The sequence below is a fragment of the Dyadobacter jiangsuensis genome (assembly GCF_003014695.1).
GTDB classification, from domain to species: Bacteria; Bacteroidota; Bacteroidia; order Cytophagales; family Spirosomataceae; genus Dyadobacter; species Dyadobacter jiangsuensis.
Window position 1 is genome coordinate 218572 of record NZ_PYAS01000007.1, and the last position, 21950, is coordinate 240521.

Sequence of the window (21950 nt, forward strand, 5' to 3'; positions counted from 1 at the left end):
TTTCACTATCACTCGGTCCGGCAGGCTCAGGCTTGCCGGATTTTTTGCATTGAAGGGCAGTCGTTCATTACATAGGCACCGGGTTCAAATGGGTCTTCTTTTTTTGCTAAGCGTTATCTGATTGTTCTCCAAACGGTATTCCAGGTTGTTGGCGAGCGATAGCAGATCGAGTATGCGAGGGAGGGAGTCGGTAGAGGCAAATTCGGCAGACATATGGTATTCCCGTATCGATTCCTCTGCCTGAATCTTTACATCGAATTTGTTTTCCAGAATGGCGATCACGTTGGCGAAGCTCTCGTTGTCGAACAGCAGCCTGCCTTCTTTCCACGCCACGGCATTGGCGCTGTTTACGTTCACTTTTTTAATCTCGCGGGTCCTCACATCGTAAGACACCTGCTCATTGGGTAACAATATCTTCCGCTCCGGCGCGGCCGCACCTCCCGCCCGTTCCACCTCCACCTTTCCGCGAGTAACGGTAACCAATATACTTTTCAAAAAATGATAGGACCGGATATTGAATGCCGTTCCCAAAACGCGGGTCGTAGTACCGGAAGCTCCCACGAAGAATGGCTTCGACTCGTCCCTTTTGATATCGAAGTAAGCCTCACCATCGAGCAGGACAACTTTCCGCTGGTGCTCCGCGAAATGCCTTGGATACTCCATTTTACTCGATTCGTTGAGCCAGACCGTCGAACCGTCCGGAAGCTTTATTTCCTTACGCTCGCCTTTATCAGTGGTTACTGAAATCGTATTTCCAAAGAGCTGAAAGGCATTATGTTTCCAAATGAAGAACGACAATGTGAGCACCAGCAATACCGATGCCGCAATGCGGAATGTCCGGGAAACAGCTATCCACGGCTGTCGCCGCAGCGGTATCACACTTTCCGTTTCCGCCCCGGCTTCCTGGTCGAGTTGCTTGGCAAGCGGTTCGTCGAGTTTACCTTCGGCCATCAAACGGAAGAAAATATCCAGCTCCTCCCTGCTCAACGCATTGGCAACATAACGTTTGACGAGTTCTTCCAGGAATCTCTTGTCCTCCATTTTTCCGGCTATTTATGGTGAAGACGGGCGAGGCGGGTGTTAGGGTACCCCCTCGGTCAAAAATTTTTTGTCATTTTTGGTCAGGAATTGTCAGGTGTGGTCAGGTGTGGTCAGGGTTAATCACCATATGACAATACATGACTACAAATGACAATACATGACTACTCCTGACTACTATTGACAATACATGACAATTCCTGACCACACATGACCATCCTTATTCACCAAACCACCATTACGCAAACAACGATCGAGTTGAACGACAACCCAAAGCTCTTATGTGCCGAGTATTTGAGGAATTTGATCGCCTTGACCATGTGCTTTTTGATCGCATTGCGCGAGACGCCCAGTACTTCGGCGGCTTCGTCGTAGGAATGCTCCATTTCCCGGCAGAGGCGGAACACCTCCTGGTCGCGCGGGGAGAGCTGGTGAAGTATTTTTTGCAGATAATGCTGATATTCTTCCGATTGCAATGCTTCTTCCACATGGCTGGCATGTTGCAGCGACGCTCGGATTACCTCTTCCCGCACCGAGCGCTCAGTAGCCGCATGACGCAGGAAATCGAGCACACGGTTTTTGGACACCGTAAACAGGTAAGCCCGGAATGAGTGCAGGTTGGCGAGCGTCTCCCGCTTTTCCCATACTTTCAGGAAGATCTCCTGGCACAGGTCTTCGGTATGCTCGGTCGATTTGACAAATTTGAAAACATAACGGTTTATTTCTCCCCGATAGTAATGGTACACCTCGTCGAAAGCCTTGCTGTCTCCCGAAGCGAGGTCTTTCAGCAAAACAGTTTCTTCGAGCGCGTCCATCGTTGAGGTTGTCTTTTATACCGCCAAATATCGTTTCCCTAATTTAGGCACATATTCATTAAAATTTCAAGGTTTTAAAATTTGATACGATATTAATTTTGCAATTCAAATAAATACATTAGTATAATTATGATTTTTATAAAATAGTTGAAATAATATATCGAATACACCTGACAACACCAGACAAACCTGGACCATACCCAACAACACCTGACAACACCTGACCATTCCTGACTACACCTGACAAAAAAAGACGCCACCGGAATCCGGCGACGCCCTTCACTACAACATTCCTGATTAGTCTTTCCTGCGCAGGTACACATTGTTACTGATCGATTCCAGTTTCACGTCCGGTCCACCGCCGTTGATTTTGCCTTCCAGCAGGTAACCCACGATCGGGTTTTTCTCCTTTTTGTTACCGAAGTCGATATCGAGGTCGGAATACACCTCACCGGTAACAGTTTTCACGGCAACATTGGCGCCTTTGGATTTCGGCCAGCTCATATCCACAAACCCGCTAATCGTTTTGGCGGCCACCGCCGCAGTAGCGCCCTGAATATCGATATTCCCATTGATGGTTTCGAGTTTCAGCTTGGCGTTGCGAGGAAGGGTTACCTGATAGTTGATCTCGCTGCAAACGTAGTAGCGGTTCTTGCCGTCATCGGAGCTCCATGTGCTTTTTTCTCCCGGACAGTCCTCGCCTTTGCCCTCTTTTATCTTTTCCTTATCAATATCCGTTTTAAGGACAATTTCGTCGGCCGTAGTCATATCGGTAACCCGGAATGCATCATTCAGTTTGTTCTGATTGATTTTCACGGACATATGCACCGAAACTTCCTGCTTGTCCCAATAACGCACCCGAATGCTGTCGCCGAAGCGCAAATTGAGGTTCACGGTCTTGCCCGACTGGTACGGCAGGCTTTTATCGATGATTTTCTGGGCAAAAGAGGGCGCGCATATCACGCCCAGAATGGCTGATAACAATATCTTTTTCATGGTAATAGATGCAGGTTTGGGTGTTATTTCTGCTTGCGGATATAAATGTTGCTGCTGATCGTGTTGAGCGTCATTTCTACGCCCCCGCCATTGATCGCCCCGTCGACATTGGCCATACCGCCTACTTTCGACATGCCGTCTTTGCTGTTTTTTACGCCTAGATCAAAATCCGTGTACATTTCCCCATTGATCGACCGCAGTTTCAGGTTCGACTTCGCCGTCGCAGGTAAGGTAATATCAACGTCTCCGCTGATCGACGAAATGGCCGTCGGCTTGCCTTGCGCGAGGTTCGTGAACGTAGCAGTTACCTCTCCGCTCGTGGTATTCGCCACCACGGGACCGGTAATGTTGTTGAGGACAATGTTCGTATTGTTGGTTTTGATTTCCAGGTCGCCGTCCATATTCGAGATCGAAAGCCCCGATCCGCCCTGCCAGTTGGTTTCCACGAACTTCACCGCAACCTGCCGCGGCAGTTTAACCGTGTATTTGATCGATTTGCGAGTCGCCTTCTCGATTTTCAGCCCAGACGCATCGGGCGTTACCGACAAGCCAATGCCGGAATTATCAACCGCCGTATAATACAAGGGTTTCAGCCCCTTCGCCCTATCCGGCGGCGCCTCGAAACCGGACGATGCCTGGATAATGACCTCGTCGCCATTATAGCCCTCGATCTTCACCGTGCTGGCCGAAAGCTCGAACACTACCTTTTTATCTTTCGAATTGGCCAGTTTGGTTTTGTATTCGAGGTTTTGGGCGCACGCAATGCTCAGGCTCCAAAGGAAGCCCGCACTGATTAACAGTACTTTTTTCATGGTTTTGATATATAAAAATTAACTAATTGCTTTTTAAAAGGCCCGGGAACCAGGGATTGAAATCCCTGGCCAAAATAAGGATTGAAATCCCTGGCCAAAATATCGTTGCGCCAGGGCCAGAGGCCCGAACCATATTTCCAACCAGGGAATTCATTCCCTGGTACAAGGCCCTGTCAGACGTCGGCCTTTAGACGGTCCATGCCTTCGGTCGCTTTCAGCCGTACGACATCGAGCACCTCCTGGTTGCGCGCGAGCTGCTGAAACTGATCCACCGCCCGTTTCTCCTTGATCGCCACCAGCGTTTCGATGAGCGAGATCTGGATATTAGGATCCGTCTGGATCGCCAGCGACTGGATTAATGCCTCCTTCACCTCCGTTTCCTCCGCAAAGTGCGTCAATGCCTGGCAAGCCGCCAGTCTTACATTCACGTTAGGATCAAAATTGAGCGTATTGATCAACAGCTGCGTAATATCGCGGTCGGCATCCGTGATTTCGTAGCTATGATTCACAGCCTGAATGCGTTCACTTGCCGAGGTATTGTTCATTTGTTCGAATGCAAGCACCTTTTTCATTTCCGCCAGCTCACCGTCCTCTTTTGCATTGAAGGCCGCCATAGCGGCGCCATTTTCCGATTTAGCCTGAAACATCCAGCCCGCACCAAACCCGATAATCAACAGCGCCAAGCCTGCTGCAATGCGCATTAGCCAGGTCCCCAGCCTTCGTACCGGCCCCTGCTTGGGCGGGTCGAGCATCAATGCCAGCTCATGGTTAAAATTCAATGAAGGCTGCTCCTTCCGTGCATTCGCAAAATAGCCAAACTGTGCCGCGTGGCTTTGCAGATGCTCCGGCACCTCGCCGTGCTGGAAAAACTGCTTCAAAGCGCGTTCCTCCTCCAGCGACGTTTCACCTTCGTAATATTTTTCTAACAGCTTCTCAATATCCAGTGCCATAATTCTCTGCTTTTAAATAATTCTCACGCAACTTCTGCCTTGCCCGCGAAAGGATGGTACGGATATTCGCATTGCTCAGCCCGGTTACCTCCTCGATCTCCTCCAAAGTATATTCCTCCACGTCACGCAAGTGCAACACCAGTTTCTGCTGCTCGGGCAGCTCGCCGATGAGTCGGTGCATCAGGCCGGCGCTGTCGCTATTCTCGACCTGCCGGTAGGGCGATACGTCCGCTGCCTGCATAGCTAACATATCCGTTTCGTGACTCGTCTTCTGTTTGTGATGGGATTTCAGCCTGTCGAGGCAAAGGTTTTTGGTCATCTGCACCGCCAGCGCCTCCACGCTCTGGTAACTTTCCAGCTGCTGCCGGTTAGTCCAAAGCCTCAGGAACACATCCTGAATGGCATCCTCTGCCTCCTCGCGGTCGCGAAGAAACATTTGCGCCAGTCGGAACAGGCGCCCCTGAACGGGCAGAATGCGTTGGTTGAAGGCTTGTAAATCCATATTCAATGGCATAGACGACCCGCTTGCGGAAACGTTACAGGATTTACGAAAAAATTTTCCTATTCCGTCCAGCGCCGGACAAAACTGTTCGCTTTCGGACAAGCAGCCGGATCGAAAACATACCCTTAATGCTCGCAAACAGCATTTCGAAGCTTTGGCAAAGTATTTGTTTTGCATTATTATAACTAATAAGCTTGCTGGTTATGAAAAGAACTTTTCTTGGGGAATTTGAAGAAATCGTCCTGCTGGTGGTAGCCGGCTGCACCGAAGAAGCCTACGGCGTCACGATCTGGGAGCGCGTGCAGGAATACACGGGCCGGTCGGTATCGCTGAGCGCGGTGCATGCGACTTTGTACCGCCTCGAAGAAAAAGGATTCCTGACCTCCGAAATGGGCGGCGCCACCGCCGAGCGTGGCGGTCGGCGAAAACGGTTTTTCAGCATTACCAACTACGGTAACCGTGCATTGCAGGAAATCAACGAGATCCGCCAGCAGCTCTGGCAAGCCATCCCCGCGGAAAAGCTGCAACCTAAACTCAGCTTTTCGTGATATGGAAAAGGCACCGCAACACCATAGCCCGCCCCGCTGGATCGACCGGCTGCTGACGATCATCATCGCGCCGCATTTCCTGGAAGATATACTGGGGGATCTGCATGAGATATATGCATTGCACGCCCGCCAAGGCAACACCCGCACGGCGCGCATGCGTTACCTGCTCGCCTCCGTGCGCTACATAAGGCCCTATTTCATGAAGCGCAAACCCCGCACCTATTCCCCCACCTATATTTTCAGTCCTGCCATGATCAGAAATTATCTCAAAATCTCGCTCCGAACGCTGGGCAAAAACAAGGCTTACAGCTTCATCAATATCACCGGACTGGCCATGGGAATGGCCGTAGCCATCCTGATTGGCCTGTGGATCTACGACGAGCTTTCGTTTGACAGGTATTTCCAAAACCACGACCGCATTGCCCAGGTATGGCAGCACCAGACATTCAACGGGCAGGTCGGCACGCAGACATCCCTGCCCTTCCCCATCGGCGACGAGATCAGGCGGAACTACGGGGCGGATTTCAAATATGTGGTGATGGCTTCGTGGACCAACAAGCATATCCTTGCAGCCGGTGACCGTAATTTCAACAAAAACGGCAGCTACATCGAGCCCGACGGCCCTGAAATGCTGAGCCTGCGTATGATCCACGGCACCAGGGCGGGCCTGAAAGATCCGTATTCAATCATGCTTTCCGAATCGGTCGCGAAGGCTTATTTCGGCGATGCCAACCCGCTCGACAAAACCATGAAGGTCGATAACAACCTGAATGTAAAGGTCACAGGCGTTTATGAAGATTTCCCGAACAATACCACTTTCCGCGAGGCGTCGTTCCTGATGCCCTGGCAACTGATGATCATCGCTAATCCATGGCTCAAAACGATGGAAGATCCATGGCGGCCCAATGCCTACATGACCTTCGTGCAGCTGATCGACAAAGCCGATATCGACCACGCTACGGCGCGCATTAAAGACATCAAAAAAAGGAACATTAATAAGGAACAGCTGAAATACAAGCCCGACGTATTCCTGAATCCGATGAGCAAATGGCACCTTTATTCGGAATTCAAAGAAGGCCACCGTGTGGGTGGGCGCATCGAATTCGTATGGTTATTCGGTACCATCGGCGTGTTCGTATTGCTGCTCGCCTGCATCAACTTCATGAACCTCAGCACGGCACGTTCCGAAAAGCGTGCAAAAGAAGTGGGTATCCGCAAGGCAGTAGGCTCGGTGCGTAACCAGCTGATCACGCAGTTTTTCTCCGAATCATTTCTGGTGGTCGGTTTTGCATTCGTGTTTTCGATCGTGCTGGTCATACTATGCCTACCGGTTTTCAACGAGGTGGCAGACAAGAAGATTTCCATGCCATGGTCGCGGCCGGAATTTTGGCTGGCCGGCGTTGGTTTCAGCATAATTACAGCCATTATCGCGGGCAGCTATCCTGCATTGTACCTCTCTTCTTTCCAGCCAGTGAAAGTATTGAAAGGAACATTCCGGGCAGGCCGCTTCGCAGCCGTACCCAGAAAAGTGCTGGTAGTAGTGCAATTTGCAGTGTCAATCATCCTCATCATCGGAACCGCCGTGGTATTCCGGCAGATCCAGCACGCCAAAAACCGCCCGGTAGGTTACAGCCGCGACGGGCTCGTTTCCGTTTTTATGGCCACAGGCGATATTCACAAACATTTTGAAGCTGTTCGTCAGGAACTGAAAAATAACGGGGCCATTGCCGAAATGGCCGAATCGGGCAGTCCTACTACCGAAACCTGGTCGTCCACAAGCGGTTTTGAATGGAAAGGCAAAGACCCGGAGCAGTCGGTCGATTTCTGGTTCGATGAAGTTTCGCATGATTATGGCAAAACCGTCGGCTGGCAGTTCGTACAGGGCCGCGATTTTTCCCGCGAGTTTGCAACGGATTCAGTAGCATTGGTCGTGAACGAAACGGCGGTAAAATTCATGGGCCTGCAACACCCCGTCGACGAGCCGATGACCTGGTTCAAAAAACCTTATAAAATCATCGGGGTGATCAAGGACATCGTCGTGAATTCGCCCTATGCTCCTGCCAGGCCGCAGTTCTTTTGCCTTTCACCCGGCCAGGGCAATGTGATCAATATCCGGCTCAACCCAGCCGCCGGCTCGTCGGCTTCGCTCGAAAAAATCAAATCCGTTTTCGAAAAACACGATCCGGGCTCCCCGTTCGAATATGAATTCAACGACGTAGCATACGCCCGGAAATTCTTTGACGAGGTGCGCATCGGCAAGCTAACGACGTTCTTCTCCATACTGGCCGTGCTGATTAGCTGCCTGGGACTGTTCGGGGTAGCGTCGTTCATCGCCGAACAACGGACCAAGGAAATCGGCGTCCGGAAAGTGCTGGGTGCGACTGTGATTAATGTATGGGGTTTGCTTTCCCGCGATTTTGTCATCCTGGTATGCATTGCATTCCTGGTTGCCACACCCGGCGCCTATTATTTCCTGAATAGCTGGTTGCAGAAATACGACTATCATACGACCATTTCGTGGTGGATATTCGCCCTCACGGGCCTCGGCACACTGCTCATCACCTTGCTGACGGTGAGCTTCCAGGCCATTAAAGCGGCCACGATGAACCCCATTCGCAGCCTGCGGTCTGAATAATGCCTTGTTGACTATTGGATCATTTCAAACAAACCGGAAATGCCTGAACACCGTCCGCCCCGCTGGGCCGATTATCTGCTCGAAAAGTTTGTAAACCCGCGTTTCCTGGAAGACATTCAGGGCAACCTGGAAGAGGTCTTCCTGCGCCGCGTACGGGAGGCGGGCGTAGCGCGGGCACGGCGCGAGTATGCATGGGCGGCCGTGCGGCACCTCACACCCTATTTCACGAAAAAAAGTCCCAGCCCATACCCCACCGTTTCTAACCTGAGCCCAGCCATGATGAACCATTACCTTACCTATGCCTGGCGGCATTTTGCCAAAAACCGCCAGTTTACATTCCTCAATGCCGTCGGGCTCACTACCGGCCTCATTTGCACACTGCTCATTTACCTATGGGTAGCCGATGAGCTGGCTTTCGATCGGTTTCATGAAAAAAGTGCCCGTCTTTATAAAGTAATGGTCCACGAAAAAGGCGGCGACAAGTTGGTAACATCGGACGGCACCGGCGGAATTTTAAGGGAAATGCTGCCGAAGGACATGCCCGAAGTGGAAATGGCGGTTTGTACCACACCTCCTGCCTGGTTTCAGAAATTCAGCCTTTCGGCAGAAGGACGCACTGTGAGCGCGGCGGGAAATTTCGTGAGTACTGATTATTTCAAAGCATTTTCATTTCCATTGATACAAGGCAATGCCCAATCGGTACTGACCGACAAAAACACGGTTACGATATCGGAGCAAATGGCCGTCCGCCTGTTCGGATCGGCCGAAAAGGCGACGAATCAGCTCGTAGAATGGAAATGGCAGGCATTTTCACGGAAGTGCCTGGTAACCGGCGTTTTCAAAGATCAGCCGCACAATTCCAGCGAACAATCGGAGCTACTAATCCCCCTGAGCGCCTGGGACGAGCTATTACCCCAGGGCAGCATGCCTAACACGGCGACCGGCCCGTTCCGCAACTTCCTCGTCCTGAAACCCGGTGCCGACGCGCATCTGCTGGAAGCGAAGCTGGCCGATTATGCGAAAAAGCGCTTCAATGACCCGAATGCAACATTATTTATCCAAAAATACGCCGACGGCTACCTCTACGGTCAATATGAAAACGGCGTACCATCGGGCGGGCGAATCGAGTATGTGCGCCTGTTCAGCGCGATCGCCGTGTTTATCCTGCTCATTGCCTGCATCAATTTCATGAACCTTTCTACGGCCAAGGCGTCGGTTCGGGTGAAAGAAGTGGGTGTCAAGAAGGCATTAGGGGCTGGCCGCGCAACGCTGGTATTTCAGTTCCTCGGCGAATCCACCCTGATGAGTTTTATTACCTTGATCATCGCATTAGGCGTCGTCTGGCTTGCATTACCCTATTTTAATACTATCACCAACAAACATCTGGCATTGCACTTCAGCGGGCAGTTCATCACCGCGTTGGCCGCTATTCTGCTGCTCACCGGCTTGCTCGCAGGCAGCTACCCTGCATTGTACCTTTCCCGCTTCAACCCTGCCCTCACGCTCAAAGGCAAACTATTGCATGGGATGGGTGAACTCTGGGTCCGCAAAGGGCTTGTAGTGTTCCAGTTTGCCGTTTCGGTGATCTTCATCATTTCGGTCGTGGTGGTGTACAAGCAAATCGATTACGTGCAGGCCAAAAATCCGGGTTACGAAAAAGATAACATCGTGTATTTTGAAATGGAGGGGCGCGCGGCAACGCAAACAGAGGCTTTTCTGGCAAGGCTGAAAACGGTGCCGGGAGTCGTGAACGCATCGAGTATCCAGCAAAAAATCATTCTGCCGGCATTCCTGCCATCCGCCGGCGTGCGCTGGGACGGCAAAAACGGGAAAGACGAGATCCGCTTTTTCAAAATGCCCGTCAACTACGGCCTCACCGAAACGTTAGGCATTCAGATGGTCGCGGGCCGGAGCTTTTCAAAGGACTTCGGTTCGGATACGGCAGCGGTGATATTGAATGAGACGGCCATCCGGCAGATGGGCATCGCCGACCCGATCGGCAAACAGATCATGGTCGACGGTTTTAAGGCTAATATCGTCGGCGTCGCGCAGGATTTCCACTTCAATTCCTTACACGAAGCCATCAAACCATTCATTTTCAAACTATCACCACAAGAAACCATGCTCGCGACTGTCAAAATCCAGGCCGGGCAGGTACCTGCCACTCTTGCCCGGATACAGGACTTTTACGCCAGCTTCAATCCGGGCTACGCATTCGACTACGAGTTCCTCGACCGCGACTATCAGATTCAGTATGCATCGGAGCAACTGGTGGCGCAACTAGCCAGGTATTTCGCCGTGCTGGCTATATTGATATCCTGCCTCGGTCTTTTCGGCCTGGCTGCATTCACTGCGGAGCGTCGCCGCAAGGAAATTGGGGTGCGAAAAGTGTTGGGAGCCTCCACCGGCAGCGTGGTAGCGATGCTCTCGCGTGAATTTCTCGTGCTCGTCGCAGTTGCCATTGCTGTGGGTTGCCCGCTGGCATGGTGGCTCACACAGCGTTGGCTCGACCACTTCGCGTACCGTGCCACCATTGGAGCCGGTATATTTGCAGGAGCCGCGTTAGCTACAATCGTTATCACGCTGGCCACCATCAGTTTCCAATCCGTTCGCGCGGCACTGACAAACCCCACGCAATCGTTGCAATCGGAGTAATTTTCCAATTATTTGAGTAAAACCCCCTTGGCCAATTACTCATGATGATAAAAATCACTGATAATCAGCGCGAACAAACCTATTTCGATAAGGCCCGACAGGCCATTACAATTTCGGCTCGATCCACAGCGCTGCGAACACAACCATCAGCCAGGCAAACCATACCCAGCCGGGCAACTTTCTGGTAGCAACTGCGTGTTCTTTCGGACTGACAATGCGGGTTGTGTTTTGGGTTGATTGGATAAATTGCTGCATCCGCGAAGCATACAGCAGCGGAGAATAGTCCTGCACATAAAGCGCTGTTTGCGAGGAATCGTGTAAAGGCAACCAGCCGTTTTTGTCCGGGAAAAAAGCAGCAGTAGCCGAACGGTCGTTCAATGCGGAATTCACTGTCCAGACAGTATCCTGCCCTACTACCAAATACCGCGGAGCCGGCTGAAAGTTATTCAAATGTATGCCCACCGGCACATTTTGAAAAACAGGTGCATCCCATTCGATCACGGGTGCCAGTGCGGGGCGTGCGTATGCGAGGATTTCGTTCCAGACCTTCCCGTAACCAACGCTATCACCCGACAGTTGCATCGGGAACGTCTCGTTCAGTAAACTCACAGCGACTTTGCCGGTCGCTTTTTCCGTTACCACCGGATAATGCGGCGCCTGCACCTGGAAGCTATGCGGCTCGAAACGGAAAGGCAATGCGGTCAATGAATTCGAAACCGCAACCGATTCTTCATTGGAAATTTTCACCACCTGAAAACGCGTACCCAACGCATGATTGATTGCCCGGAGTTCGGTAGCCGGGTCGCCAAGTTGTAGAAACAGCACACTTTTTCCCGCATTCACGGCCTTTCTCACCGCCGGGTTCCCGGCATTTGAAGCGGTTGTTATCAGCAAATCCGGTTCAGTAGCGCGGTTGATATTCAACTTGTTCCGGATGTTTTTTGACAATGATGACTCATACAGCACGGAATGGCCCTGCTTTCCAAGCCATGTAGCGAGGTTTCGCGTTTCAAAATCGGGGTTATCGAGCAGGAAACGGACCGTCAGCGGCTGTTCAGGCTGGGTAAAAAACCGGAGTGTATCGATCGTCTGCCCATCCAGGTCAACGGTCACTGTCGTCCTGCCTTCGCTGAATGCGGGAAATGCAAGCCTGAAACGGTTTTCACCTGCTTTCAGTACCGTACTATCTAGCGTTTGGCCCGCATACCGCACGTGCAATGTCCTGTTACCGGCAATTTGAATGCTCCCGTCGATCCGCTGCATTTCACCTTTTCGCAGTACGCCTTTCCAATACAGGTCGCGAAGCGCATCCGGTGCAAACCAAGGCTCCCAATGCAAAAAGGGTGCAATTTTCAATTGCCCGATGGCAGCAAAAGTCTGTTCGCTAAACTCCTGCCCTACTATCACCAGTGTATCCACCGGCCGGTCGGCGATTTCGTCTGCACGTATCAGTTCCACCCCGGCCAGACTATCCCTGATGCGCCCGGCAACCCCGGAAGGTACATTTCCGGCGATCAGCAGGCCGGCTTTCGCCGTGGCATTGGATTGAAAATAGGGATCCAGAAGCCACATCACCAGGCTAACCCAAAGCAAAACATTCAAAATCAACCGGATACCAAACCTTCCCGAATGGCGATGCCGCGTATACAGCAATACGCATTGCAGCGCGAACAACGCCAGTGCCGCTACCAGCAGCAGAATGTTCAAAGGTTCGGTCCAGTTGAAATCGGTATGGATCATTCAGGTGTTTTATTCTTGCTAAAATCTTAAAGAGGCTGGCGCAATGCTTTTTGGAACGCCGCCTCCAACTTTTTCTCTCCCGACCACGTCGGGCGGCTTTGCAACGACGCATCGGTACGTTTGTACAAATCGCGCTTCAAACCGGCCATTTCGGCATTGCTCAATGCCCTTCTCCCCGCGAGCTTTTGCAATGCCGCGAGCATGTTCCAGTTTTGCAACCCGCCATTAAACGGCCCGCTTTCTGCCAGTCGCTGTGCTATTTCCGCACTCAAGGCAGCCTGTTTGGCCTGCTCTACTTTCGTTAACTTACTGTTTTCCAAGCAACCCAACAATGCAGCGACCAGCGAGGCCGTTTGTTTTTGTTTAAACTCCTTTTCAAATTCCCACTTTGTTGCCAGGTCTTTGAGTTCCCCTGTAAGTCGCTTTTCCTTTTCCTTGATCGGCGGCGGGTCGTAACCGCTTTTCTTCACGTACGTTCGCGCCTTTTGCTGGGCAGTTTTGAGGTATTCCAATGCTTTATGCTCAAATGGAAGCGCTTTTTCAGGCTCGTACATACGCAAATGCAGCTCCGATTGCCACATTTGCTCCAAAGCCATTTTCAGCAAGCTGCGCGTCGATTGTTCGTAAAATGTATTCGTTTCCGCATCGTCGTGCGCATGCGTGTATTGCTCCATCAACGCGGCCAATGGGTCTTTTTCTCCTGCGGACTCGTGCTTGTGCGCGTGTTCGTCCCCGTGTGCGGGCTCTCCTGCACGCGACTCCGCCCCCTCGCCCTGGCCGTCCGAATGGTGCGTGAATGCGTCGATGATATTGCCGTTATCCGTTGCCGGACTGTCACCTCCATGGGGCGCCCCACCAATGCTGGTCTCAAACTCCTCGCCCAGGTATTGCCCGTAACGCAGCCGAAGCACTTTCTGGTCAAACCCGATCTCGTTCGAAGTTGCATTGAAATCCTTGGTATTGAGCTTTTTGCGTTTGGCTATCAGCTTTTCGGTGTCGATGATGATTTGCCGCTGGCTGCGGAAATACTCGGGCATAATGTTCACCGCCATGGTTGCGAGTTCAGCCTCCTCGATTTTCGCAGTATCCTTATACACAATAAAATACGTATCCGACTTGCTAAAATTAGGCTCCGGCTGCCGGTTATCGACCGCCGCCCAATAGTAGTAAAGCTCGTCGCCAGGTGTAAAATTCAATGCTTTTAAATCGATGGTTTTCCGAATGTTTGCTTCCTCAAAATTGGCCTGACTAAGCGGCATGCGTATTTCACGGAACTTTACATTTTCGCCGGAGCCACGTGCGACGGTTGCAACAATGAATGCCTGCTTCACCCGGAAATCGTCTGATATTCTGGCCGATACGGTGATGCTTTGCGAGTCTTTGAGAAAATGGTAACGATACAGTTCCTTCGAACCAGGCTCAATGCGGGGCGCGAGATCGGGTAATGCTTCGAGTTTGTAAAAATCGGATTGGTATATCAGCGAATCCTTGAAATATCCTTTAATAGCATACAAACCAGAACCGGAAACGCGGTCCTGGTGCCTGAATACCCCGTTCACCTCCCGCATACTAACCTCTTCACCCCGGCTGTTGGCAATCCTGACCGACAGTTGTTCCGGCTGATCAAACCACACCGACCATTCAATCTGCGATCCGACGATCGCACTGATATTCAGATCACCCGACTGTCTTTCTGGCAAGCCGGTATAGTCGGGCGGCACTATTTTCACCGCCGAGGACGCAAACTTCGGAATAACCTTCGCCGGAATCTTCGCGCCTATTTCCGCTGCCGGCAGAGGCTTACCTGGCACGGCATTCCGGTCACGAATCGCAAGCGTGCCGCGGTAAATAAAGGCAGCGAATACGACCGCGGCGAAATAAACCCAAATACCTCGGTACAATACGTGGCGCGGAAATGTGATGCTCCGTGCGCTGATGCGTTCGAGCTGCATTTGCTCGGCTATGTTCAGGTCGTCCCTGTCGAGCAGGTCGAGACTGTACTCTACGTCCGCACTATGGGTGTGAATCAACGAAATAGCAACCTTTCGCTTATCGGTAAAGGCCTTTGTGATCCAAAATGCGACAAACCAGCCGATCAAACCAATGGCAGAACTCAGCCAGCGGTTATCGGGAACAAATGCCTTAGCAATCAGATCCCATGCAAGGGTCAGCAAAAACGATTTGAGAATGGCCAGCCATTGCAAATGCGTATTAACCGATTTGACCAGTTTTCTTACATCAGCCATCGCTCCTTACCGTTTTGTGCAGTGCCCACCAGCGTTCCGCGGCCATTAACAATATGAAAACCAGCACCAACCAGGGGCGTAATGCGACCTGTTCCTGTCCACGCGGCGGCTTTATTTTTTCAAAAAATGTACTCAACTGGCTTTTGCTTAAAGGTGCAGCGTTGGTCTGTAAACCCAGCTGTTTCACAACCAAATCTCCCAGCCATTCCGGCAGCCTGCCGTTTTCAACCCATTCCGAATCCGCGATCCGCAGCGTGTCGCGCAGTTGAATGACCTGTGCGGGCATATTCCACTGCGGCGCATTACCAGAAATCACATAAGTCGTTCCCGGTTGCGCAGCGGTCCACGCGTGATCGGCAAAAACCAAATCATAGTGGCTTGCCGGATTAATTTTCTCCTGTATTTCAAATGCAAAGCCGTAAACCTCTGCCAATGCAGCCAGCGCTGCCCTTACGGTTTGCGCTTCCGCCGCATTCCTGTAATCCAGCAATACTTGGATAGTACCTTTATAAGCCGGCTTGTTTTTGAAAAGGTCGATCGGCCTTGTTCCCGACGAATCAGTGGCCGGGAAAAGCTGGTATGTGCCCGGTACGTACACCCGGGCGTTCAGGCTACCGTCATTCAGGAAATACATTCTGAAATCCCTGGCATTGCCATCTGCCAGTGCATTGATATTCTGCTGTAAATACGCTATCGAGGCCGTAACACCCTCCGGCCGGGCAAGATTACCGGCCTTTTCCGGCGTCGTGCCCATCCAGTAGACGGGTTCTCCGCGGCGCTCTGCTCTTTCGAGCTCGAAACGAAAGGTTTCCGTAACCAGCCCGTCAGCCTGGACCAGATGCACTACTTCCGGCTTGCCCGCATTGGCGAGCCAGTCGACAACCGGTTTGCTCAGTATCAGGGCGAGGAGTATCACCAGCAGGCAGCGCAGGATCATCAGCCACATTTCGTGCAGCCTGAGACCCCGGTGTTGCAGGGTGGTTTGCTCGCCAAGCCAGCGCATGGCAGCCCATTCCATGGTTTTGCCCCGTTTTTGATACCAGAAGTGAATCGCTACCGGCACCGCCACGGTCAGCATTCCCCAAAGCATATATGGTTGCAAGAATGCCATCAGCCCTTTCTTCTCGTTAAAAATGCTTTCAATACCATTCCCACGGGGTCGCTCATGCGCGCCCGTACCAGACGCACGTGCGGGATTTGCAATGCGTTTTTTAAATCCGCCAGGTAACTTTGCATCGATGATCTGAACTGGGTATCCACGGCTTCCGCGTCCAGTTCCATTTCCCTGCCGCTTTCCAAATCTTTAAAGCGATAAAACCCTTTCAAATCAAATTCCATTTCCTGGTCGCCGAGTATCTGGAAAATCACGATCTCACGATGAGGCCCGGCCAGTGAGCGTATCCATGACAGCCATTCGTCGTCAGTTTGAAGCAAGTCGCTGACAAAAATCAGCTGCTCTTTCTTTTTGGACTGAAATTCCGAGTAGCGAATCCCCGACGCTCCCCAGGGACCGGCTGCCGTAGCTTTTTCTAATCCAACCAATATCTTTTGAAATGCCTGCCGCGCCGATGACGCCGAACCCGTTCCGCTGATCGTCTCCACGCGCCCCTGCGTCAACCCGTACAAACTCATCTGATCGTTCTGAATGTAACACAAGTACGCCAACGACGCCAGGAGGATTTGCGCATATTGCAGCCGGCTCACACCGTTTTCGGTATAATTCATCGATCCCGACAAATCCAGCACAAACCTGATTTGCCGGTCGCTTTCCGTCGACGACTCGCGGACGAGGTGTTTATCTGTCCGCGCGAACAATTTCCAGTCGATCCGTTTCGGATCATCGCCGAGTTCATAATGTCGGTATTGTTCAAATTCAATGCCTATTCCCGACCGTTTACTGGAATGGATCCCGAGCATCAGCTCCTCGCTTACCAGTTTCCCGGTAAGTTGCAGGTTTTTGAGCTTGATCAGGCTGGACGCCAGCAGGCCGGTTGTTTTTTGCATTGTTTATGCTATTGTTTTTGCCATCAGGCGTCATTTGTTAAATCGAACTACAAGCCATTCAACAATTCCTGAATGGCATGATCGCTGGTAATACCTTCGGCCTCGGCACGGAAATTCATGGCGATACGATGCCGCAGCACCGGGAACGCCAGCGAACGGATATCCTCCGGCACGACCGAAAACCGCTCGTGCAGCACCGCGCGTGCCTTCGCGCATAATACGAGCGCCTGCCCTGCGCGAGGGCCGGCACCCCAGTCGCACCATTCCCGTACGTAGTCGGAAGTAGTCGTTTCGGGTCTCGTGGACCGCACCAACGCATTAATTTTCACCAATAAGTCATCCGCAATATGCACCTGGCGCGTCAACTTTTGCAGGTCGGCCATTTCCGTATCCGACAATATCCGCCCGATTTCCGGCCGCGCGGTGCCCGTAGTAGTCCGTAAAACGTCCAGTTCCTCCTGCTCGCTGGGGTAGCTGAGCTTGATGTAAAGCAAAAAACGGTCGAGCTGAGCTTCCGGGAGCGGATAGGTACCCGCCTGTTCGATCGGGTTCTGCGTGGCGATGATCAGAAACGGATCAGGCAGCGGATAATTCTCGCCGCCATAGGTTACGCTTTTCTCCTGCATCGCTTCAAGCAATGCAGCCTGCGTTTTCGGCGGCGTCCGGTTGATCTCATCGGCCAGTACCACGTTCGCGAACAGCGGCCCCCTGTTGAATTTGAAAAACTTCCTGCCGGTTTCATGGTCTTCTTCCAATATCTCCGTACCCACAATATCGCCGGGCATCAGATCAGGCGTAAACTGGATCCGCCGGAAGCTCATATGCAACGCCTCCGACATGGTTTTGACCATCAATGTTTTAGCCAAACCCGGCACGCCTTCCAAAAGACAATGGCCCGATGCCAACAATGCAATTAATATTTCTTCAATCGCATCCTGCTGGCCGACGATCACTTTCGCTATTTCGGCTTTAAGGAGTGGGAGTTTGGCTACTAATGCCCGGTAATGGGACGTTGTCGTTGAGGTTTCCAAGGTTTGAATATTTTTTGACCACCGACCGCTGACCGCCGACGGCCGATCACCTATTTGCGATCATTTACAATAATTTCCTTCTTTCTTATCCAATTCCACACCCAAACTCCACCATATCGGCGGTCGGCGGTCCATGGTCGGCGGTCGCGCCGCAGGCGCCCCTACCCCGTCAATGCATACACCACAATATTCACCCCAAACCGCGTATTATCAACCGCCAGGAATCGTTTGTTCCGGAAATCGTAGTCCCATTCGCAGCCGTAATCCTTATTGCTGTACAGAACGCCGATCCTGCCGTTGACGGTGATGGCTTTGAGGTAATCATGCACGAGATCGTCACCCCAGCCATTCAGCTCAAAGGAGGTGGTTGGGGGGCCGTCGTCGAATTTGAAAAAACTGTGGTAGATAGGATGGTTGTTCGGGATTTTCTGCAAAGCTTTCGGGCCGAATGTCCGGGCCATTTCCTGCTCGAACGATTTGGCGAAAAGCCCGTCGATGTCGTGGTTGCAATCGTCGACGAACACGAAGCCGCCGTTCTGCACGTACCTTTTGAAATGGTCACGCTCCTGGGCCGAAAATTCCACCAGTTTGTGCCCGCTCAGGTAACAGAACGGGCTTTTGAATATTTCGTTGCTGCTCAGCTGGACTACTTTTTCCTTCTCGTCGACCGGTATTGTGGTGTACTCAACCAGCGAATGCAGCAAATTGGACGGCATTCGCTGGTCGGTATCCCAGTTACCGGAGGTGTATTGGATTCTGGTGAAGAAAAAAGGTTTCAATACTAAACTGCGTCAGATAACGATGAGAATGTGAACTCCCGGATTTTCATCGGCGGGATCAGGTAATTGCTGTTGCTTTCGGTGCTTACTACGCGCTCTGGTTTGCCGAGCGTCTCGAGGTTGTTGAGCATAATTACCGGGCTTTCATTAAAACGGAAGTTTTTGATCGGATGTTTGATCACGCCGTTTTCAATGTAAAAAGTACCGTCGCGCGTAAGGCCCGTGAGCAGGAGCGTCTGCGGGTCTACTTCGCGGATGTACCAAAGCTTGGTGACCAATATCCCGCGTTGCGTGGATTTGATCAGCTCTTCCATACTCGCCGTACCGCCCGCCATGATTACGTTCGTCGGGAACGGCACCGGTTTCACATTGTTCTTTTGCGCCCAATAGCGTGAGTAAACAAGGTTTTTGACCACCCCCTTCTCAATCCAGTTGATCTTGTTTGCAGCCTGGCCATCTCCTGCCCAGGGTGATGCCGGCAAGTCCGGATGGGTAGGATCTGAGTAGATATTGACGCGCTCGTCGACGATCTTCTCGTTCAGTTTGCTTTTCCCGCCCGCTTTGCTCAGAAATGAGCGCCCCTCGTCGGCACTTCTCGCATCGAGATTGAAAAATATGTTTTCCAAAAGCACAGCGGCGGCGGTCGGTTCGAGGATTACCGTGTATTTACCGGGTTCCAATGCCTTCGCATCGACAGAACCTTTGGATTTTTGAATGGCAATTTTCGTAGCAGCGGCCGTGTCGAGTTTAGCCACATCGCTATAACCCTTGGCCACGTAACCCGAGCCCTTACCGTCCGGCGTGCGCACGGTGAGCGAGAAATTGACACTCGTGCTGGGGTAGTAGGCAAATAACCCTTTGGAATTCATCATGGCCGAATAGCCCTTCTGGTTTTCGAGAAAACCGGCGGCGGTCATGTTCTGGGTGCGCGTCAGGTCGAGGCTCTTGGCGACGGCGTCGGCACGATAGGCGGGATTAACACCGGCCGTAGATTCGAAGAAACCGTTGGATTTCAAATAAGTCTGCGGTTCCAGTACCCCTACATATTCCGGATTTTCGGGCGCCAGCCGGGCCAGCTCCTCCGATCTTCTGACGACCTTCTCGATCGACTCGTCGCTGAATTCATCGATCGTGGCAACGCCCACTTTCTTGCCGAAAGCGGATTGCACCTGCAAATTCTGGTTAATGAGCGAGCCGCTCGTCGATACTTCGTTGCGGGCATAGCGCAGGTTCCCCCGCTCTTCACCCAGGATATTCACCTCGCATTCATCTGCTTTGGAATAGCTCAGCACTTTTTGCAACAATGCCTTTGCTTCTGATTCTGTTAGTATGATGGCCATTTGCGTAATGCTTTTTTGATGGTCGTTTTTATTTTAGGAGAAGTGGAGGAAGGAGGAAAGGGAGGATGGATTCTTCTCATTCATCACTCTCTCCTTCCTCCTTCCTCCCTTTCCTCCTTTCCTCCCTCCTTATATCTTCCTCGCGGTATTAATAACATTCACGCCGTTAAACCTTGCTGTCGAACTTCCGTGCGATACGGCGCTGGATTGCATAGGCTGACCCTTGCCGTCGAAGAACGAGCCGCCCAGGCGGTAGTCGCGCTCATCGCACACCTGCACGCACGAGTTCCAGAATTCCTGGGTATTCGACTGATATGCCACGTCTTTCAGCATCCCTGCGATCTTTCCATCCTTGATTTCGTAATACAATTGGCCACCAAACTGGAAGTTATAGCGCTGCTGGTCGATCGAGAATGAACCGTCACCAATAATATAAATGCCCTTCTTAACATCCTTGATCATTTCCTCCACAGACAACGGCGTTTTGCCTGCCGCCAGTGAGACATTCGGCATACGCTGGAACTGCACCGAGCTCCAACTGTCGGCATAGCAGCAGCCATGCGATTCCTTGGCGCCGATGATATGTGCCTGGTCCCGGATGGCCTGGTAGTTCACCAGCACACCGTCCTTCACGAGGTCCCATTGTTTGGTATTAACCCCTTCATCATCCCAACCTACGGCACCCAGCGACCCCGGTTGCAACTTATCGGCGACCAAATTCACCTGTTTGCTGCCATACTGGAAGTTTTTGGATTGCCATTTATCGAGCGTTGCGAACGAGGTTCCGGCAAAATTGGCTTCATAACCCAGTACCCGGTCGAGTTCCAGCGGGTGCCCCACCGACTCGTGGATCGTCAGCCACAAATGCGAAGGATCCAGTACCAAATCATATTTACCCGCTTCCACCGATTTGGCCGTCAGCTTTTCCCTGGCTTGTTGAGATGCCGCAGTGGCATCTTCGAGCATGTCGTAACCTTTGTTATAACGGGTCGTCACGCCGGTCACTTTGTCGGCCGGGTTCGACTGCAAATAGTCATAGCCCATGCCCATCGGCGCGCTCAGCGAACGACGTGTTTCAAACTTGCCCGTTTTGGGATCAATGGCCGTCACGTTGAAAAGCGGCCAGATACGGTGAACGTCCTGGTCGATATAGGAACCGTCGGTCGAGGCGAAATATTTCTGCTCATTCACCTGAAAAAGGATCGAATTGACATAATTTGCCCCATTTTTCATGGCCGCGTCGTTCACCGAAAGCAGCAGGTCCACCTTCTCCTTGATAGGCACTTCAAATGCATTCTTCTTGAATGGCGCTTTCCAGCTCACTTCCCCGAAGCCCTTTTGTGGTGCAAGCTGCACAGGTTCTTTCATGAGCTTCGCATTGGCTTTGGCGATGGCTACGGCTTCCTCCGCTGCTTTCGCCAGTTGCGCTTCACTTTTAGCATCCACCACCGCAGCGAATCCCCAGCAGCCGTTGGCAATGACACGTACCCCCACGCCATAGGATTCGGTATTGACGATATTTTCGACCTTGTCTTCCCGGGTCGTCACATATTGATTAAGGTAGCGGCCAATCCGCACATCGGCATAGGAGGCGCCTTTGGATTTGGCGGCATTGAGAGCTGCGTCGGCAAGCCGTTTCTTAACCGCCACATCGTCGCCAGGCGCCAGAAATGCCTCCGGCGATACGGGACGGCCCGTTGCAAAGCCCGGCAACATGAACGCTCCCGTTCCGAGCCCGGCCATTTGAATGAAATCTCGTCGTTTCAAAGTGTAGATGTTTAGCTAATAGAATTGATTGGGTGAGTCAAAAAAGTGCAATTCATAAGTTAATGAATGGCTGCACTTGTTTCAACTCACCT

17 protein-coding genes are annotated in these 21950 nt (G+C 51.9%); 3 read left to right on the plus strand and 14 right to left on the minus strand.

Features of this window, described 5'->3' with window-relative positions; all coding sequences use genetic code 11:
• Positions 1-84: 84 nt before the first annotated feature.
• From CLV60_RS16125 to CLV60_RS16150, 6 genes are all read right to left on the minus strand, one after another.
• Positions 85-1041: a FecR family protein gene (locus CLV60_RS16125; protein ID WP_106596400.1), complete on the minus strand. Its 957-nt coding sequence runs from the start codon at positions 1039-1041 to the stop codon at positions 85-87.
• Between the two features lie 221 nt (positions 1042-1262).
• On the minus strand, positions 1263-1853 hold the full coding sequence (locus CLV60_RS16130) for an RNA polymerase sigma factor (protein ID WP_106596401.1): 591 nt from the start codon (positions 1851-1853) through the stop codon (positions 1263-1265).
• Positions 1854-2150: 297 nt separating this feature from the next.
• Positions 2151-2849, minus strand: a complete 699-nt coding sequence (locus CLV60_RS16135; protein ID WP_106596402.1) for a DUF4097 family beta strand repeat-containing protein — start codon at positions 2847-2849, stop codon at positions 2151-2153.
• Between the two features lie 23 nt (positions 2850-2872).
• Positions 2873-3661, minus strand: coding sequence for a DUF4097 family beta strand repeat-containing protein (locus CLV60_RS16140; protein ID WP_106596403.1), 789 nt, complete (start codon positions 3659-3661; stop codon positions 2873-2875).
• Positions 3662-3834: 173 nt separating this feature from the next.
• Positions 3835-4611 carry a HEAT repeat domain-containing protein gene (locus tag CLV60_RS16145; protein WP_106596404.1) on the minus strand — a complete coding sequence of 259 codons (777 nt, stop codon included), beginning with the start codon at positions 4609-4611 and terminating at the stop codon, positions 3835-3837.
• Positions 4595-5113 (minus strand): GFO_1088 family ECF-type sigma factor, encoded by a 519-nt coding sequence (locus CLV60_RS16150; protein ID WP_106596552.1) that lies wholly within the window; start codon positions 5111-5113, stop codon positions 4595-4597. Before CLV60_RS16150 ends, CLV60_RS16145 begins: the two co-directional genes overlap by 17 nt.
• A 203-nt stretch (positions 5114-5316) precedes the next feature.
• Here CLV60_RS16150 and CLV60_RS16155 point away from each other — a divergent pair, with 203 nt between their 5' ends.
• Genes CLV60_RS16155 through CLV60_RS16165 form a run of 3 tightly spaced genes read left to right on the plus strand, consistent with a single transcriptional unit; the run spans position 5317 to position 10951 of the window.
• A complete protein-coding gene (locus CLV60_RS16155; protein WP_090156215.1) occupies positions 5317-5661 on the plus strand; it encodes a PadR family transcriptional regulator in 345 nt (114 codons plus the stop codon).
• A 1-nt stretch (position 5662) separates the two neighbouring features.
• The gene (locus tag CLV60_RS16160; RefSeq protein WP_106596405.1) at positions 5663-8296 is read left to right on the plus strand and encodes an ABC transporter permease; all 2634 of its coding nucleotides are present in this window, start codon (positions 5663-5665) and stop codon (positions 8294-8296) included.
• Between the two features lie 39 nt (positions 8297-8335).
• Positions 8336-10951: an FtsX-like permease family protein gene (locus CLV60_RS16165; protein ID WP_106596406.1), complete on the plus strand. Its 2616-nt coding sequence runs from the start codon at positions 8336-8338 to the stop codon at positions 10949-10951.
• A gap of 105 nt (positions 10952-11056) precedes the next feature.
• On the opposite strand, the gene CLV60_RS16170 is transcribed toward CLV60_RS16165, so the two are convergent.
• The 8 genes from CLV60_RS16170 to CLV60_RS16205 form a co-directional block, all read right to left on the minus strand.
• On the minus strand, positions 11057-12691 hold the full coding sequence (locus tag CLV60_RS16170) for a hypothetical protein (protein ID WP_106596407.1): 1635 nt from the start codon (positions 12689-12691) through the stop codon (positions 11057-11059).
• Positions 12692-12717: 26 nt separating this feature from the next.
• A complete protein-coding gene (locus tag CLV60_RS16175; protein ID WP_106596408.1) occupies positions 12718-14937 on the minus strand; it encodes a hypothetical protein in 2220 nt (739 codons plus the stop codon).
• Entirely contained in the window at positions 14930-16048 is a 1119-nt protein-coding gene (locus tag CLV60_RS16180; protein WP_106596409.1) for a BatA domain-containing protein, read from the minus strand. Before CLV60_RS16180 ends, CLV60_RS16175 begins: the two co-directional genes overlap by 8 nt.
• Positions 16048-16941: a DUF58 domain-containing protein gene (locus CLV60_RS16185; protein ID WP_106596410.1), complete on the minus strand. Its 894-nt coding sequence runs from the start codon at positions 16939-16941 to the stop codon at positions 16048-16050. The genes CLV60_RS16180 and CLV60_RS16185 overlap by 1 nt, the downstream gene beginning before the upstream one ends.
• A gap of 47 nt (positions 16942-16988) precedes the next feature.
• On the minus strand, positions 16989-17972 hold the full coding sequence (locus CLV60_RS16190; protein WP_106596411.1) for an AAA family ATPase: 984 nt from the start codon (positions 17970-17972) through the stop codon (positions 16989-16991).
• A 161-nt stretch (positions 17973-18133) separates the two neighbouring features.
• On the minus strand, positions 18134-18751 hold the full coding sequence (locus CLV60_RS16195; protein WP_106596412.1) for a DUF4159 domain-containing protein: 618 nt from the start codon (positions 18749-18751) through the stop codon (positions 18134-18136).
• A gap of 2 nt (positions 18752-18753) precedes the next feature.
• Positions 18754-20091: a TldD/PmbA family protein gene (locus CLV60_RS16200; protein ID WP_106596413.1), complete on the minus strand. Its 1338-nt coding sequence runs from the start codon at positions 20089-20091 to the stop codon at positions 18754-18756.
• Between the two features lie 129 nt (positions 20092-20220).
• Positions 20221-21858, minus strand: a complete 1638-nt coding sequence (locus CLV60_RS16205; protein ID WP_106596414.1) for a TldD/PmbA family protein — start codon at positions 21856-21858, stop codon at positions 20221-20223.
• Between the last annotated feature and the right edge of the window lie 92 nt (positions 21859-21950).

What these genes read in the sequence shown, in the direction of transcription:
- CLV60_RS16125 (WP_106596400.1), bottom strand. Translation starts at nt 1,041, where the DNA reads ATGGAGGACAAGAGATTCCTGGAAGAACTCGTCAAACGTTATGTTGCC.
- CLV60_RS16130 (WP_106596401.1), bottom strand. Translation starts at nt 1,853, where the DNA reads ATGGACGCGCTCGAAGAAACTGTTTTGCTGAAAGACCTCGCTTCGGGA.
- CLV60_RS16135 (WP_106596402.1), bottom strand. Translation starts at nt 2,849, where the DNA reads ATGAAAAAGATATTGTTATCAGCCATTCTGGGCGTGATATGCGCGCCC.
- CLV60_RS16140 (WP_106596403.1), bottom strand. Translation starts at nt 3,661, where the DNA reads ATGAAAAAAGTACTGTTAATCAGTGCGGGCTTCCTTTGGAGCCTGAGC.
- CLV60_RS16145 (WP_106596404.1), bottom strand. Translation starts at nt 4,611, where the DNA reads ATGGCACTGGATATTGAGAAGCTGTTAGAAAAATATTACGAAGGTGAA.
- CLV60_RS16150 (WP_106596552.1), bottom strand. Translation starts at nt 5,113, where the DNA reads ATGGATTTACAAGCCTTCAACCAACGCATTCTGCCCGTTCAGGGGCGC.
- CLV60_RS16155 (WP_090156215.1), top strand. Translation starts at nt 5,317, where the DNA reads ATGAAAAGAACTTTTCTTGGGGAATTTGAAGAAATCGTCCTGCTGGTG.
- CLV60_RS16160 (WP_106596405.1), top strand. Translation starts at nt 5,663, where the DNA reads ATGGAAAAGGCACCGCAACACCATAGCCCGCCCCGCTGGATCGACCGG.
- CLV60_RS16165 (WP_106596406.1), top strand. Translation starts at nt 8,336, where the DNA reads ATGCCTGAACACCGTCCGCCCCGCTGGGCCGATTATCTGCTCGAAAAG.
- CLV60_RS16170 (WP_106596407.1), bottom strand. Translation starts at nt 12,691, where the DNA reads ATGATCCATACCGATTTCAACTGGACCGAACCTTTGAACATTCTGCTG.
- CLV60_RS16175 (WP_106596408.1), bottom strand. Translation starts at nt 14,937, where the DNA reads ATGGCTGATGTAAGAAAACTGGTCAAATCGGTTAATACGCATTTGCAA.
- CLV60_RS16180 (WP_106596409.1), bottom strand. Translation starts at nt 16,048, where the DNA reads ATGGCATTCTTGCAACCATATATGCTTTGGGGAATGCTGACCGTGGCG.
- CLV60_RS16185 (WP_106596410.1), bottom strand. Translation starts at nt 16,941, where the DNA reads ATGCAAAAAACAACCGGCCTGCTGGCGTCCAGCCTGATCAAGCTCAAA.
- CLV60_RS16200 (WP_106596413.1), bottom strand. Translation starts at nt 20,091, where the DNA reads ATGGCCATCATACTAACAGAATCAGAAGCAAAGGCATTGTTGCAAAAA.